Annotated in this window: 11 protein-coding genes; 7 read left to right on the top strand and 4 right to left on the bottom strand. The window is 35.2% G+C overall.

From position 1 onward, the window contains the following. Window positions 1-173: 173 nt before the first annotated feature. Window positions 174-899, bottom strand: a complete 726-nt coding sequence (locus AC27H3_RS01885) for a hypothetical protein (RefSeq protein WP_487103269.1) — start codon at window positions 897-899, stop codon at window positions 174-176. Window positions 900-1190: 291 nt separating this feature from the next. Between AC27H3_RS01885 and radC the strand changes: the two genes are divergently transcribed. The 5 genes from radC (at window position 1191) to AC27H3_RS01860 (ending at window position 6492) form a co-directional block, all read left to right on the top strand. Further along, a complete protein-coding gene (gene radC / locus AC27H3_RS01880) occupies window positions 1191-1667 on the top strand; it encodes a RadC family protein (protein WP_487103267.1) in 477 nt (158 codons plus the stop codon). Between the two features lie 76 nt (window positions 1668-1743). Continuing rightward, window positions 1744-2163, top strand: coding sequence for a DUF2787 domain-containing protein (locus tag AC27H3_RS01875; RefSeq protein ID WP_487103265.1), 420 nt, complete (start codon window positions 1744-1746; stop codon window positions 2161-2163). 140 nt (window positions 2164-2303) lie between these two features. Further along, window positions 2304-2864: a tyrosine-type recombinase/integrase gene (locus AC27H3_RS01870; protein WP_487103263.1), complete on the top strand. Its 561-nt coding sequence runs from the start codon at window positions 2304-2306 to the stop codon at window positions 2862-2864. Window positions 2865-3057: 193 nt separating this feature from the next. Next, entirely contained in the window at window positions 3058-5256 is a 2199-nt protein-coding gene (locus AC27H3_RS01865) for an NERD domain-containing protein (protein ID WP_487103261.1), read from the top strand. Between the two features lie 114 nt (window positions 5257-5370). Next, window positions 5371-6492: a cysteine desulfurase family protein gene (locus tag AC27H3_RS01860; protein WP_487103259.1), complete on the top strand. Its 1122-nt coding sequence runs from the start codon at window positions 5371-5373 to the stop codon at window positions 6490-6492. Between the two features lie 40 nt (window positions 6493-6532). Here the strand turns inward: AC27H3_RS01860 and AC27H3_RS01855 are convergent, their stop codons facing one another. The 3 genes from AC27H3_RS01855 to AC27H3_RS01845 are packed head-to-tail and all read right to left on the bottom strand — an operon-like array spanning window position 6533 to window position 11745. Further along, the gene (locus tag AC27H3_RS01855; RefSeq protein WP_487103257.1) at window positions 6533-7429 is read right to left on the bottom strand and encodes a phosphoadenosine phosphosulfate reductase family protein; all 897 of its coding nucleotides are present in this window, start codon (window positions 7427-7429) and stop codon (window positions 6533-6535) included. Continuing rightward, the gene (locus AC27H3_RS01850; RefSeq protein WP_487103255.1) at window positions 7422-10805 is read right to left on the bottom strand and encodes a P-loop NTPase family protein; all 3384 of its coding nucleotides are present in this window, start codon (window positions 10803-10805) and stop codon (window positions 7422-7424) included. The genes AC27H3_RS01855 and AC27H3_RS01850 overlap by 8 nt, the downstream gene beginning before the upstream one ends. Then, entirely contained in the window at window positions 10798-11745 is a 948-nt protein-coding gene (locus AC27H3_RS01845; RefSeq protein WP_487103253.1) for a DUF4007 family protein, read from the bottom strand. The genes AC27H3_RS01850 and AC27H3_RS01845 overlap by 8 nt, the downstream gene beginning before the upstream one ends. Before the next feature lie 253 nt (window positions 11746-11998). Here AC27H3_RS01845 and AC27H3_RS01840 point away from each other — a divergent pair, with 253 nt between their 5' ends. Both AC27H3_RS01840 and AC27H3_RS01835 read left to right on the top strand, forming a co-directional pair. Continuing rightward, entirely contained in the window at window positions 11999-13651 is a 1653-nt protein-coding gene (locus AC27H3_RS01840; protein WP_487103252.1) for a DEAD/DEAH box helicase, read from the top strand. Next, complete coding sequence (locus AC27H3_RS01835) at window positions 13651-15459, top strand: ATP-binding protein (protein ID WP_487103250.1); 1809 nt, start codon at window positions 13651-13653, stop codon at window positions 15457-15459. Before AC27H3_RS01840 ends, AC27H3_RS01835 begins: the two co-directional genes overlap by 1 nt. Window positions 15460-15510 lie beyond the last annotated feature (51 nt).

Below are 15510 nucleotides of genomic sequence, written 5' to 3'. Positions count from 1 at the left end.
CAACTTCAATATAGTGTTCATTAATTATTGAGCTTGTTTCAACTACGCAGAGCAGTTACTCATGTATTTTTGTAAACGGGCAGATAGTAAGAGTTATAGTGACACTAGGAATTAACCTAGTGTCACTATTGAACGGTACTGGCTTATAAACACAGCGCCAATGACTCAATTTATTAGATATGAAAGAAAAATGGCTCAAATATAGAAGTGCAAAAATAGCTATGGGCAGGGTTGTAGCCATGCCGCGTTTGGAATAAAATTGACTCAATATTTGATTTTTCTTTGGGGAGTTCAGCAAATTCACAAAGTGTATTAAATCCCTGCTCATGCATCTCAAAACTAGAGTCTTTATATATAGCCCCAAAACCTTCACCTAAATTTGAGTACATAAAATGCAAATCTAATGCATCGTCATCTAAATCAAGCGCTTCGGTAAAATCGTTATTGTGAAATTGAGTTAGGATACGGGAAAAAATTCTATGCACACTTTTAGGGTGCTCAGATTTATCACCTCTTGGACTTTCAGTCATTTCAACCTCTGTCATTGGCATTAAAAAAAAGCCTTCATGGATTGTTTTGGTACCTTTACGATAGGTCTGCGATATCAAACTTATTGATTTATCAGAGCCGGTATTTCTATTTTCAATATCTCCCTGAACTCTATGAAATAAGTAATCAAGAAGTGAATCACTGCATTTTTCAAGGCTGTCATCGATGGAGAGTTTCATCTGGTGCAAATAGAAACCATGTCTAGTATTGAGCCATTTGCAGTACATCTGGTAAACTAACTCTAAAGAACGTGTAGTGTATTTTGCATTATCAGGTAAACTGAATTCTTTAAACTTTGACTTATTGAAAATTTCATTTTTGTCACCAGTAAACTTATCTGTAAAAATCATAAACCACCTCCGCATCGTATTCCTTCATAAAACCTGTATATCGAGTTTCACGCAACCTTGACGTTCTTTGCATTTCGTTAAATCTAATTAATCTTGTATTCATTGTTTATCCTTGTTGAATTTCGCGAGCAGTATTCACTCAAACAATGAAAGCTGAATGTAAAAAAAAGTCCGAGGACGTCCAGTGGGGTATAGCCTACGTATGTAAGCTTGTTTTTATCAATCCCAATTTATTTCAAACCTACATTATTTTTCACGATGACCACCTTAATTATTAATAGGAGCAACGTGATGCATCATGAACAATCAATACACTACATAACACACCAACCAATGACGGCTGACCAAGTATTGGAAAAGGCGGCAGAGATATTGGCAAATAAGCACCTCACCAGCGATGCCTTTACTAGTAGTCAAGCCACTATCGATTTTCTCAAGTTTAAACTAAGTAAATACGAACGAGAAGTATTCGCTATTATGATTCTTAATAACAAACATCAGCTAATCGAGTATTCCGAATTATTTTTCGGAACAATAAACGCTGCTAGCGTGTATCCAAGGGAAGTTGTAAAAGCAGTGCTTAATGAAAATGGGGCGGCTGTCATATTTGCACATAACCACCCATCCGGTGAAACGGAGCCTTCGCAAGCAGACATTGCTATTACTAAGCGCCTAAAGGAAGCTTTAGCACTTATCGATGTTCAAGTGCTTGATCATATTGTTGTTGGCGACAGTGCAACATCATTCGCAGAACGTGGACTGTTATAGCAGACCATTAAAACTAATTAATAAACTTTTCAAAGCCATAGATACAAAGGCTTAAAACTTTAAAGAGATAATCACCATGAAACTGAACTTTAACAAAGTGCAGGGCTTTGCCGTGCCTGAAAAACTATTTCAACTTATTAATACTGAGCTTGCAGAGATAACTACGCCAGAAAATACGGCTAATTCAATAACGCTTAATTTTAGAGACCAAGGCTATTCCGCCGAATCAGGAGGCTATCACCCAGTCGAAATACGATTAGAAAAGAAAAGCGAATTATGGCAAATCGCTTACATAACGGATTTTTCCTTTCAAGGTTCTCCCTTTCCTGAACTGATCAAAGAAATTGATATCTGTTTTATTACTAAGCAAGTATTCAGTTTGTTTTGCGGTTGGCTACAAAACAAAAGTGCTAAGGAGTTACTTAATTTGTTTATTGATAACTTTGTTGAGTATTACTCGATGGATTGTTACCAAGTAAGCATTAGTGTTGATTAAACCCATCAATTTACATAAGGGGTCAGGTTCTCAATTAGGGAAAACGAGAACTTGCTACTCCTTGTGTATCAAGGGCTCCACACCAAATAGCTCTATGAGGGGCTCAATTCCACGTAATACAACAAAAGAGGAAGCTGAATATGGCTGAAGTTGAAGCGGTTAAAGAGGTTGATTCTATTAAGCTAATCAGTCACTTATTGGAAATTAGATGCAGTAAGCAAATGTCTGATATTTGGAACATAGGCTTGAACCTAGCATTACGAATATCTGATTTGTTGTCAATAAAATTTAGTGACATTCAAGATGACCGATTAGTAATTAAAGAATCAAAAACAGGCAAACAAGCCAACATCAAATTAAATAGTAAAGTGATTAAATATATAAGGAGAATTCAACAGGAGCACCCAATGCATATTTACTTGTTTCAATCGTACCGAAACCAACAGGCTATTAATGCAATACCAAAGCCATTATCAAGGCGCTCAGTAACCAAAGCGTTTGCCTTGGTGGGTGAAGAGCTAAAGCTTAAGCTAGGTACTCATTCGATGCGTAAGACTAGGGGATATCATTTATATAAACAGACCAAAGATATTGGCAGGGTAATGAAGATGCTGCGTCATGCCTCAGAAGGGGTAACGTTGAGATATATAGGGATAACCCAGGACAACATTGATAAGGACTTTGTTGAGCTGGAGATTTAAATAATGGAGGGGTGACGCCCTTTATTTTTTGTATTTATGTTTTAATTAATAACAGAAAAATTATAGGATACAGGGCTAGGTGATTCAGAAATGGACTAGATAACTCAAAAATATACTGGCCTGATTTAGTGACATAAAATTCAACTTAAAACTTACAATTCAAAGAACAGCCTAATAGGACAAGAAGTAGATTATGGATAATCAAAACTACTACGATAAAAAATTCACAAATTGTCTTGCCAGTGATAAATCAAAATCTGAAGCAGCTCAAATAGTCATAGATGCTTACCTTGATAATAAACCTTACGGCTCGAAAAAAAAGAAGGTGTCGCCGGAAGAGAGGCATCAATTATTTTGGCATAGTAACTTTTGTCAGCTTATCCCATTGGACGTATATAGTTCAGAGTCTTTTGTTTTAGCACTAACTCGGTACTTCCGTCAGGAACCGGTTAGTAACTTTTCCTTGCTTCAAGTTATTTCCTCAGAATCCCCTGTATCTGTTAAAGATGCCGTTCGTTATTCAGCGCTAGTACTTAAGCCCATTTCCAACAAGTGGCAAGAATTGCAACAATTAGCTGAAGGTGATGCTAACGAATTGGATGAATTAATCGCTATCATCAGGCTGATGCACAAAGAGCATGAAAGACTGTTAAGTGATTTAGAACAAACCCAAAAAGAGTTAACTTCTTTAACACCATTAACGTGTTTAATTTATATCAGTCTGTTTGCGTTTGAATATTTACTTGGGGGCGATAATGGCAATGACGGTGATTCACCTGTCAATATTGATATGGAAGAGGCTTGGTCAGCATTTAAATACATATTGGCTTGGAAACTAGAAAATAGTGATATCAAAAGTTTTGATTTAACAGAAAGCCGTATACTTGAAACAGTCAATGAGCACCTTATTCCTTTTTTATTTCCCTCTCCAGAACAAAAAATTAATACACAAATTTACCAACAAATATCTGAATTGATAATAAAGCAGATTGCGCTCAATAGCTTTATTTCACAATCAGTTGATGCGTTTTGTTTTGATGATAGCATCGCATTTAAAATTGAGAAGGGCATAGCTGTCATTAAAGATGTTGATGTATCAGTTAAACTCGCATGGCAAAGCAATGGTCATAAATTAAAGCTTCTAGATGGTTATTGGTTTAATAGAGGAGTTGATGAACTTATAGCTTCCGGTTTGGCTGAACAACAAATTGGCTCTAAAGAAAACCATGAAGCGAATCAATTAAGTATTATTAAAACTTTTTCAAATCAGTTACGGTTAGTTGAGGTTTACGGTTTAAATGAATATTTAACTGCAGATACAGGTCTACGCGTAGATTTATATGAAGCATTATTGTCTTTGAACCTAATGTCAGCATTTTTTAATAAAGACTTTGTTGCTCCCTACCAACAGTATTTGCTTGAAGAAAAAAGCTGGTTAGCAGCAATCAGCCGCTTAGCCTTTGAAGGCATGCAACAAGGTGAAAACCGCTTCCCAATCATATGGTCATCTAAAAAAGATAAAGTGGCGAGAATTAAAGCTTGGACAGTTAATAAAAGCTTTCCTTATGGTAACCAAAAAGCAGCAGAAGCAATAATTGATTTTTGGACCCATGATTTAAAAGCTACAGCAAAGAAATCACAAAGTGAAAATTCACCATTGGTAATAATACCAGAGCTTTATGAACGCCCGATATTAAAATTTGGCAAACATATATTTCAATTCCCCTGGATGGTGGCATTTCAGAACAATTCAACTGCAGCGTTAAATAACCTTAGGCGTATTGGTGCTAATAGAACACAAGCGCGAAGTGAAACTGCAGCTATTGAATTACGGCTGGCTGAGAATTTCAAAATGCGGAACTTTAACGTTTTACTAAATTATCTTCCGCCCAAAACACCTGATTATGACCCCGGCGAAATAGACATAATTTGTGCCTTAGAAGGGCATGTTTTTGTGCTTGAAGTTAAATCTACTTTTTTACGTAGTACTAAAAATGATGCTTGGTTTCATAAAACCAGAACGCTTAGAAAAGCTGGCCAGCAAATTAGCCGAAAAGTTACTGCGGTTGAACAAGCGTTATTGACCGATGATCAATTTAAATTGTCACTTGGCTTTGGTACCGGTGATGTAAACCCCATAATAACTGGTTGGATTGTTGATACTTCGATTGAGCTTGACCACGAGTTTTTTTCCGGCTACTTAAAAGTATCACTTGAAGAAATTCTTATTGCACTAAGGGATGATAGTCAGCTGTTATTTGAAATGGAAAGGTTTGTAGAAGATCAAGAATTACAGGGAGAACCTAACTTTACTTTATATCCTGATGGCTTTACAGCTAATGGTTTTATTCAGGTTGTAGAGGATAAAGTTATTTGGAATCTTTCACCTTAAACATAACAACACTTTGAGATGTTGAAAATTTAACTATTACTTCTAGCTACAAAAAAGTAATAAATAACTTATAATAAACTAGTTTTCTCTAAACGAAGAAGTATACATTTACTGATGATTTATTTTGATACCGCAGCCTCTTACCCTACCCTTCCTGAGGTCGAATTAGTCCTATCAGACGCTTTCGATAAGTGTTACGCGAACTCCGCTTCTAGTCACATATTAGGCGATCAAGTGAATAATGAAATTAATAGAGTTCGAGAACAACTAGCTGATGAAATAGGTGCTTACCCAAGTGAAATTGTTTTTACTAGTGGAGCAACTGAATCAAATAATATTGCTTTTAAGAGTTTGTTGTTAGGAAGTACTGTTTCACCTGATAAAAAGCATATAGTGACTACACAAATAGAACATAAATGTGTGTTCGCGATTTGTGAATATTTAAAATCTTTAGGGTATGAAGTTACTTATGTTAAGCCAAATAAAAATGGAATCGTTGCCCTAGACGCAATAAAAAATGTGGTTAGAGCAGATACAGCATTAGTTTCAGTTATGCATGTAAATAATGAGCTTGGAACTATAAACCCCATTGCAGAAATTGGGCAGGTTTGTTTTGATGCGGGAATTTTATTTCATAGCGATGCCGCACAGAGTTTTCAAAAAGTCGAGATTGATGTAGATGAACTAAATGTTGACGTGATGTCATTTTCAGCGCATAAAATAGGCGGGCCAAAAGGTATCGGTGCAGTTTATATTAGAGATTTACGTAAACGAAGCTTAATGCCTGTTATCCATGGAGCAGGGCAAGAAGACGGATTGAGAGGCGGAACTGTTGCAGCTCCTCTTATTATCGGCTTCGGGCAAGCAATAAAAACATTTCCCAATTATTATCAAAAATTTACATTAATCAATGCTAAAGATTATTTATTAGATTTGCTAACAAAGTCTAAAGTATCATTTATAGTAAACGGTGATGGTAATAATCTCCCTAGTTGCGTTTCTATAACGTTACCAGAAACTAACACTAGCCTATTGATACGTGAATATGAAACAGAGTTTTGTCTTGCACAAGGTTCAGCTTGTTCGTCAAAAGAAATTGAAGCCTCACATGTTTTAACTGCAATAGGGTTATCAAGGGAGCAAGCGGATAAAACACTACGTTTAAGCTTTCCGTTAGATATTAATTTATCTGATATTGATCAGTTAGTAGACGCTATAAAAAAAGCGACTAAATAGTCGCTTATTTTTTTTATGAGAAAATTAGCTGTAAAAAACTTTATTTATAACAAGTTACACAGGCTCCACCGCCTTCTGCTTCATCATAAATATCATCAAGTTCTCCGAACTCACAATAACCTTCAATATCACCAAGAAGGGCATTACGACGCTTTTTCTTATTAAATCGAGCAACTTGTTTTTCATGGTTATCTCTTATTTTTTGTTGTACAACAGGATCTTCCAATGTGCTTAAAGGTTCTCCTTGCCCCATCCAATAAAATTTTTCACCTACAGTGGTATTGGTTTCGTCACCTTTTTCAAATTGCTTAGCTTCTTCGTACAATTTTGGATGTTTCTCCATTAACTTTAACCATTCTATTTTTCTTTGATAAAAACAGAAAGTACAACCAGAGCGAGAGCGCCATTGATAATATGCAGGCAATTCTAGTCCATTACGTTGAAGAATGTTCTCTATATCACTTCTTACTATTCCACCTTCCCTAAAGGGGAAGATTGAAGTAATTGGTTTTTCAATAACCATAAAGCCTGAACGTTCAGGTTCGTCAGCACGTATACCAACATAGTTATAAACCTCATAACCTTCATTAATAAAACCATCCACCCATTTTTCAAAAGGTTTAAGCTTCATTTGTACCGTACACCAGCGATCACGCTGTGATGGTAAATAATTTCCATGCTCTTTGAGTAAATTAGAAAAATCTTTTTCGCCTCTCCCTTCAATATTATTAAGAGAACGAGCATTTAGTCTGTGTATATAACCAAGCTTTTCTTCTAGTTGATCTATAAACTCATTTGTTTCGGGTAATTCATAACCTGTATCGGTGAAAAAGTATTCAATATCAAGTTCAGGTTGAGTTTCTTTAACGTATAACGCTAAAGCACTACTGTCTTTTCCACCCGACAACCCTAAAACATGTTTTATTTTTTTACACATTTCTCGCTTCCAATTCTGATTGTTCCATCAATGAAGAAAGTAAGCTTGTTAATGCAGCTAACTGTTTCTCTTTAGTCATATTATCAATAGATGACTTAACCGTAGTTATTGCAGATTTTACATCTGAATCGTCTTCCAATCCAAACTTAGTAAACCCTTCAAATGATTTATGGTTACCATTTTTATCTTTTGTCATAAAAGAAAGTGTTTGAGTTACATTGTTTGTATCACTTTTGCCAAATGATTCAATTCTTAAGAATTGGGTACATAAATTTTGTAACTCATCTAAACCACCTCGTAAGTGTTTATCCGTCCAATTACGTTCTGGTACACCCGTAGCAAGATTAATAACAAGCTCAAATGAACCTTTACCATCGATATATTTAATTAACCTCGAAGCAAGTTCTTTAACATTTGGCCTTTGGGCTATATTTACAATTAACTGACAACGTGCTTTTAAACTATCATCAAAATCAGCGGATAAACTACTTAAAATTATTTGTTTAAAACCAGATAAAAGCATGCTGTGTTGAGCAGATAAATCTTCAATTGCAGTTTTTAAGCGATGACTCAATTTTTCATCTAAATTTTCATCATCACTTTTTAATTCAAATATATCAGGTAAATCATCAAGAATTAATTTATATGGATCATTGGCAGCAATAACTTTATTACGAAAGTCTCTTGCAGACTTTGTTAATCCATTTACATTTTTTCCTTTTATAAAGTTTTCACCACTCGTTTTTTTCACCCAAGCAGGAAGTGTATGAACAATTTTAACAATATGTTTAGCAATACTTAATACGGCATCGCCTGATTTAGTATCACCAATAGTTGCTTTAGCTAAAGTGCCTAATAAATGAGTTTGTATTTCTGAAATTTCGAAATAGCGTACACCTGCTTCAGTAGGGTGTTTATAAATTTTAGTAATTAATTCTTCATCAAGTTCAGGTATAAATATAAACTGCTTAGTTGAATCTAAATCATAAAAAGCAACTTGGCCTTCTAAAGACTTAAGTAAAGCTAATCCGTATAAACGGCATAAACCTGCTGTTAAACCAAAGGGGGCTCTCATCCATCTATTATAAAGTGCGTCTAGTGTTACCATTGCATCACTAGATTGAATAAAGTTAACGCCATCTTCCCACAGTTCATGCATTTTAGGGTTTGCTTTTATTGCTTCAGCACTCCATTCCCTAGGAAAAACAAATCCTTCATCTGTTTTACAGTGCCAACCTTTGCTTTTTATACAAGATAAATAAATCCCTTTCTCAGGAGGAAAAGAGTTACTATCAAAGCCTAAATCTTCTTTATCGCCATTATCTAACATAGCATGCATTAATTTACGAATAGCGCTGTTAGCGCTGCCTGACGGTTTTGATCTATTAACTAATTCATTAATGACGGACGGTGCAGAATAAAATATTTTATCTGCTACTTTAGAAGCAACAACTGAAAGAGGTGCATGCTCTAAGCTTTTACCTAGGTATTTCCACTTTGCATTGTTAAATGCTAATTCTAACTCTTTCTCAATACCGTTCTGAGCTAATTTGATTCGATTAGCTAATTCATTTTTAGCAATCAAATCATGGTTTATTTTTTCTTCTTCTTTTTCTATTTGTGATAAGGCCACATATTCAATAGCAACTGCTTTCAAATTACTTAACGAAAATACATTACCAATAGTGATGTAAGGGGCGGTAGCACATAGTTTTTTAAGTTCTTCAGCAATTGTTTTATTGGCAGGCAGCAAAAACTGTAGAAAAGCATCACCCGTTAATGGCTCTACATCTATTAATTCAATTAAAGATGAGTCTACTTTACTAACCAACTTAGTATTGGCCCATCTCATCGTTCCCGTTTTATGATAATGTGTTGTTGCTAAAATATTTTGAGATATATCACAAACATTTGTCCAGTCTACACCTTGGCTAACAGACTCAATTCTTTCCAAAACCATGTTATGGATATCAATATCGCTGCCTTGAAAAATAAATAAAGCGTCATGTTTCTGTCTATAAATTACAACTGTCCAGCTTTCTAAATCTGCTATTGCTTGTTTTATTTCAGCAGATAAATCACCTCTTGCTTCAAAATAAGTTTGAATGAAACTGCGCTTAGCGTGTAGATGATGATGAAAACCAAAAATCGTTAATAAAGCGATAATTTTGGTTATTGAAATATGTAATTCAGAGCCTTTTTGGGTTGCTCTATAAATGGCATCACAACCTTCTAACCAAGCTTTACTATCGCTAGAAGTAGTAATTAAGTGATGTAAATTAAAGTGAAGGTAGTCCCACAACATTTCAGGTTTATATAAAGAAACTTGAGTAAAACCTTTAGAGTAATTGTTTGCTAAAAACTCCCTAAGGGCTAACTTTTCATGGGATGCTAAAAAACCAAATAAACTACGTTCATTTTGTGAGAATCGTCTTCTAGATATTGGGCCAAGCAATAAGCTCACTAAGGGATCCAATGGTAACGTATTTAATAATGCGTCATAGTTCCGTGCCTGTTTTTCAAACGAAACAGCAACATTTTTAACTAATTTTGCATGATTACCTTTTAGCTCTTTAGTTATTTCTGGTGTTTTGGATATTGAATCACCAACTAAAATTAATGACTCATCAATTGATGGGTTAAAATTTAAATCACGATATCTACCTTGAACTTTTGCCCATTCTTTTTGAGCTTTTACATCTTTGTTTTTGGCGTAATCTGAAAATGATTGGTGTAAGAAACCAATTAAAACAACTGAGGTTTTAGCTTGTTGTGCTATATCAGCCAACGCTTGAAATAAATGTAAATCTTTATTAGCTCTAGATTGAAAATCTAAAGCTTTACCCATTTCATCAAGAAGAAATAACACCCCATCAGCTTTAGACGCTTTAGCTAAGGTTAGTTTAATTTCTTTAAGACATTGTTCGTCATTTAAAATCTTAACTTCGTTTAGGTCAAATTCAATGTCATAAGCTGTATACAAACTAATTAAAATTGAATTTGCAGGCGCTTCTAATCCACAAACATGCTTAACGACTTTCCAACCTTTTTGAACATTAAAACGTGTAGTAAGGTCATCAAGTAAGCCGTTTGCTCTTGCAAGTTTTTTAGTTGCGTAGGCGCGTTCTTGTTTGTTTGAAGATAAGAGACTAGCTAAATAAAGTGCAACAGTTGATTTACCTGAGCCATAGGGCCCTGTAAGTGTATATGCTCTTTGTTCACTTCCTGCAAAATCACGGCTTAAGGTATCAAGCGCATTTACAGCAGTGCCATGTAAGATAAAATCATCAATAAAGCTTTTATAATCAACTAGTTCTCCGTCAATTCTTGTGGAGCTTTTATAGCGTTGATTAATATTAATAGGTAGGCTAGTCATCTTGAATATTACCGTAATATTGATCTAAAAAGTTGTCAGGAAAATTTAAAGCAGTTGTTTCAATTTTTACTTGCCTAAGGCCTAATGAGTCAATCCAGGAGATATCACCATTCGAAAACTCATAAGCTTCATCTAATTTTTGACCCAAACCACTTTCAGATAATCTAAAAATTCTACCCGGAGAATAAGGCTTAGTTAGTAATGATTCAAAATCTACACTGTTTGTATTTGACTCTGCATTTTCTGATTTTGTAAATTTGATTAATGCATAAATAAATATTTCAACCGGTAATTCAGGACGCTCAATCAAATCACTAACATAAAAGCCACCACCATTATCTTTTATAAGATTTAACTCAGATAACGGAGATGTAAAATGATCTTCATCTATTTTTAATTTCTTCTTAGCAGCAGAGCTTTTAAATTTTTTACAATAAGTATTTAAAAAACAGTCAATATCTTTCTTCAGCGTGCTTTCATTGCCGATCTCGTTCGTCACTAATCTTCTAGCCGACTCAGCACAATCAACGACTAGTTTAGTTTTTTCAAAATGCTGTACATTAGAATAATTAAAAAAATAACGATACGCAGTCATTTCGTTTTGATTAAAGCATAACCAAAAATGTATTAACCAAATAGAACCAGAGTATTCTAAATAAGGGTCTTTACCTGAATCAGAAAATAAATAATTACCATTTTCTGATGCAAAATAATTAATGTTAGACTGTTCTCGTGTAATTGAAAGGAGACTACTAGCTTCTGCCCAGTAACGAATTGCATTAACCATATTCTTACCCACACCAAGCTTTATTATTGCTTGTTGAGTTTCATCTTCTTTACTTGTTTGTAATTTACCACCGGAATTCAAATGGTTAACTGCTTTATATAACCATCCATACCGTAAAGGAAAAGTGTCGTGACCGGTAAATTTAGCTTTCATTGCTATTGCTGCTCCTGGAGAGTTTGTCCAAGGGTGATGTTAACGTGAAATTAGAAGAAGAGAAAGGGTTCAACGCAATTAAAAGTCAAAAGGCTGTAAATATATACAGTCTCGTAATTTAAACTAACGACTTGTAGATATTTATAGTTTATTGTACTGTTTTTCTCATAAAGATAATGAATCAAGCTAAATTTTAGACTTTTGAACTAATAACGAGTTAGAGGGAGCTAAATTTTTTGTTGAAGGAATATATATGCTTGTACAAGTTTTATCCAACTTTTCTGAGGATGAATTGCTAAGCTTATTGCCAAAGTCATCGATAAATTTCGCTTTATCCTTGGAAGTTAATAATAATGAAGTTAATGAAAGGGCTTCTTATAATTATAACAATCATAAATTAGCAAAAGCTGTCGCGAACGTTAAACAAGTTGAGTTTATTTTTGACTTAAAGTTACGTAATAAATTAATTGAGCGTTTATCAGCTGAGCAGTTGGTAGCGTTATTTCCTAATTTTAAAATTAAATCAAAACAAGTTACCACTAGTCATTATGATGCAGTTATTAGTTGGGCTAGAGATAACCCTGAAAAGTTTGCTAGTTTATTAGGGCTAACGGCACTGTATGAAAGTCAGTTAGAACAAAATAATGAATTACAAAGTATTACGTGTATTGAACCAAACTATGGCCTTTATCCTTATCAGCAAAGCATTAGTAAACAAGTATTTGCCAAGCTTGAACAGGATAAAAAACGAGTATTAATTCATCTGCCTACAGGGGCAGGTAAAACACGCACCGCAATGAATATAGCTGCCGAACATTTAAGGCAATCTGAAAATAATTTGGTTCTTTGGCTTGCTGACAGAGAAGAACTTTGCTCGCAAGCCTACACTGAATTTTCAAAAGCATGGCAATCTCTTGGTAATCGTCCTACTTCCCTTTATGGATTTTACTCAAGTTCCACTGAAAGTTTGAGTGGTATTGATTCAGGCTTTGTAGTTGCTGGCTTACATAAATTCTTAAGTTTGCGAAAAAGTGACTCAAGACAATTACAACTTTTATATAGCAAGCTTGCTGAAAAAGTAACATTAGTTATTTTTGATGAGGCCCACAAAGCTGTTGCACCAAAATTTCAAGAAGTTGTTCAAGACTTCATCGACGATAAGGCATTTCATGCCGACTTGATTGGCTTAACAGCAACGCCGGGAAGAAGCTACTCTGAGGATGGGCTATCGGAAGAAGATGCTCGTTTAGCTAACTTTTTTTACAATAATAAAATATCAATGCAAATTTCAGGCTACCTATCTCCGATAGATTACTTGGTTGAAAAGGGTTATTTAGCTAAAGCCAATTTTAAATCATTAAATTATGATCATTCAGGTATTGCTGCATATGAATTAAGAGATGCAGGCGGTGTTGAAACAATGACAACTTTAGCAAATAACATAGAGCGTAACCGCAAGATCCTCAACACTATTATTGATGAGTGTAAACTTGGATCACAAATTATTGTTTTTGCCTGCACTGTAGAGCATGGTATTAATTTAGCTACAGCACTCGCCTACCAAGGTATAAAAGCAGCATCGATTGATAGTAAAAATGATACAGCAGAAAGCCGAAGAGCCAAAATAGCGCAATATAAAAATGGTGAGCTACAAGTTCTTGTTAATTTTAATGTATTAACAGCGGGGTTTGATGCACCTAAAACTAACGTTACCGTAATAGCTAAACCAATGAACTCCTTAGTACAGTACTTGCAAATGGCGGGTCGTGCAATGAGAGGCTATAAAAGCGGCGGTAACAGTGAATGTAATATTTATACAGTTATGGATAACATACCTGAGTTTCAAAGTATTAGCCTCGCATTTGGTTATTGGAATGATATGTGGGCAGAAAAGGATATAAAATAATGAGTAATAGATTTTTAAGTGCTGAGACTGTTATAGAGTCGTTAAGAGATAATGGTTACAACAATACTGCATACGCTTTAGCTGAACTTATCGATAATAGCTTGCAAGCAACGGCTACTCGTGTAGAAGTTGGTTTTATAGAAGAGCAACAACAAGCCCGTAAAAATTATACCGTATCAGAAATCTCCCTTTGGGATAATGGTGTGGGTATGGATAACGATACACTCCGAGTTGCTATGCAATTTGGTGGCGGTACGCACCGTAAAGATACAGGCGGTATGGGGAAATTTGGTATGGGATTACCAAACTCTTCTATCTCTCAGTGTAAACGTGTTGATGTATGGAGCTGGCAAGCAGGTGGGGAACCTCATCATACTTACTTAGATGTTGATGAAATGAAAAGTGGTGCGCTTGAAGAAGTACCTATACCCACAGCAAAAGCAATACCAGCTAAGTACGAAAAAGCATTTTTTACTAAAAAACCAGAATCCGGCACTTTAATTATTTGGTCTAAGCTCGATCGTTTAAGCTGGAAAACGGGCAAATCTATTTATCGTCACTGCGAACATCTTGTCGGAAGAATGTATCGTAACTTCATTAGTGACGACAACATCAAAATAGAAAGCATAACTTATCGTAAATCTGCAGATGACAGGCTTGATGTTTACGATAAAGAAACTTTTAAAGCTAATGACCCTATGTATCTTAAAAAGAATACCTCACTACCAGAATTACCTGGTAGTTATAAAAATGAAGCTTTCTTTGAAAAGATGGACGAGGAAGTCATTTCTGTTGAATATATTGATGAAAACGGTGACCCTAAACGAGATGATGTGACTGTTACTACCTCAATGGTCAAAAAGAATATATCAAATCGTATCTTAAAGGACACTATTGGTAAATTAGGTGGTACAACTTGGGGTAAGCATTGTAGCAAAAATGTTGGTGTTTCAATTGTTCGAGCCAATAGAGAGCTAGTTTTAAGAGATTCATTCTTAACTTCTGCTTTAAGAGAGAGTAAAGGACGTTTTATTGGTATTGAATTATCCTTCCCGCCAACGCTTGATGCTGTTTTTGGCGTAACGAATAACAAACAAGATGCAATTCGTTTAATCCCGTATGAAATGAAAACCATTTTTACTCAAGCTGGTTTTGATTCAGAACAAGAGTACTTAAGAGATTTGGAAGAAAACTCTGATTCATTACTTCAAGTACTTAAAGTCGTGGCAGTAATTAAAAAGCATGTATCAGCATTAACGAAAGCCTTGGATACAATAAATGTAGAAGGAAAAGCAGATAAAGGGGAAGAGCCTAAAACAGTGTCTGAAGGTGCTGCATCTAAAGCAACACAAGGTTCTGCTCATCGTGAAACTCACGGCCATAAAACAAGCGATGAACCAACTAAAGAGCTAAATAAAGAAGATGTTGTTGATCACCTTACAAAAGCGGGTGGCATGAGCAAAGAAGAAGCCGAAGAAAAAGCAGAGCGCCTCATCCTTACAGGAAATCGGTTTTTAATTGAAGATGTAGCACGAGATTCAGAAGCATTCTTTGACGTATCAACAAGTAAAGGTCTAACACTTGTATTATTTAATACCAACCACGTTTTTTATCAAAAGCTTGTAAGTAAGCTTGATGGTGATGAACTCGAAATTATGCAAACCACAATTGCTGGTTTTGCTCGCGTGATGAACGAAACCACAGATGAGCGACGTTTAGCCTATTTAAATACCATTAGACGAGAGTGGGGCTTAGTTATTAGTGAGTTTCTTCAAGGCCCAGAGGATGACGAGTTGGATGACTTTTAATGACGAGCTTAATCTCAAGTTCAGAGCTCACAGTTCAGCTAGAGGGTATAC

It is taken from the genome of Colwellia sp. NW0002-52-1 (assembly GCF_057550865.1).
This window is presented reverse-complemented; position numbering and strand designations above follow the sequence as displayed.

Excerpts from the sequence above, each read along its gene's own strand:
- AC27H3_RS01885 (WP_487103269.1), bottom strand. The coding sequence starts at position 899 with ATGATTTTTACAGATAAGTTTACTGGTGACAAAAATGAAATTTTCAAT.
- radC (WP_487103267.1), top strand. The coding sequence starts at position 1,191 with ATGCATCATGAACAATCAATACACTACATAACACACCAACCAATGACG.
- AC27H3_RS01875 (WP_487103265.1), top strand. The coding sequence starts at position 1,744 with ATGAAACTGAACTTTAACAAAGTGCAGGGCTTTGCCGTGCCTGAAAAA.
- AC27H3_RS01870 (WP_487103263.1), top strand. The coding sequence starts at position 2,304 with ATGGCTGAAGTTGAAGCGGTTAAAGAGGTTGATTCTATTAAGCTAATC.
- AC27H3_RS01865 (WP_487103261.1), top strand. The coding sequence starts at position 3,058 with ATGGATAATCAAAACTACTACGATAAAAAATTCACAAATTGTCTTGCC.
- AC27H3_RS01860 (WP_487103259.1), top strand. The coding sequence starts at position 5,371 with ATGATTTATTTTGATACCGCAGCCTCTTACCCTACCCTTCCTGAGGTC.
- AC27H3_RS01855 (WP_487103257.1), bottom strand. The coding sequence starts at position 7,429 with ATGTGTAAAAAAATAAAACATGTTTTAGGGTTGTCGGGTGGAAAAGAC.
- AC27H3_RS01850 (WP_487103255.1), bottom strand. The coding sequence starts at position 10,805 with ATGACTAGCCTACCTATTAATATTAATCAACGCTATAAAAGCTCCACA.
- AC27H3_RS01845 (WP_487103253.1), bottom strand. The coding sequence starts at position 11,745 with ATGAAAGCTAAATTTACCGGTCACGACACTTTTCCTTTACGGTATGGA.
- AC27H3_RS01840 (WP_487103252.1), top strand. The coding sequence starts at position 11,999 with ATGCTTGTACAAGTTTTATCCAACTTTTCTGAGGATGAATTGCTAAGC.
- AC27H3_RS01835 (WP_487103250.1), top strand. The coding sequence starts at position 13,651 with ATGAGTAATAGATTTTTAAGTGCTGAGACTGTTATAGAGTCGTTAAGA.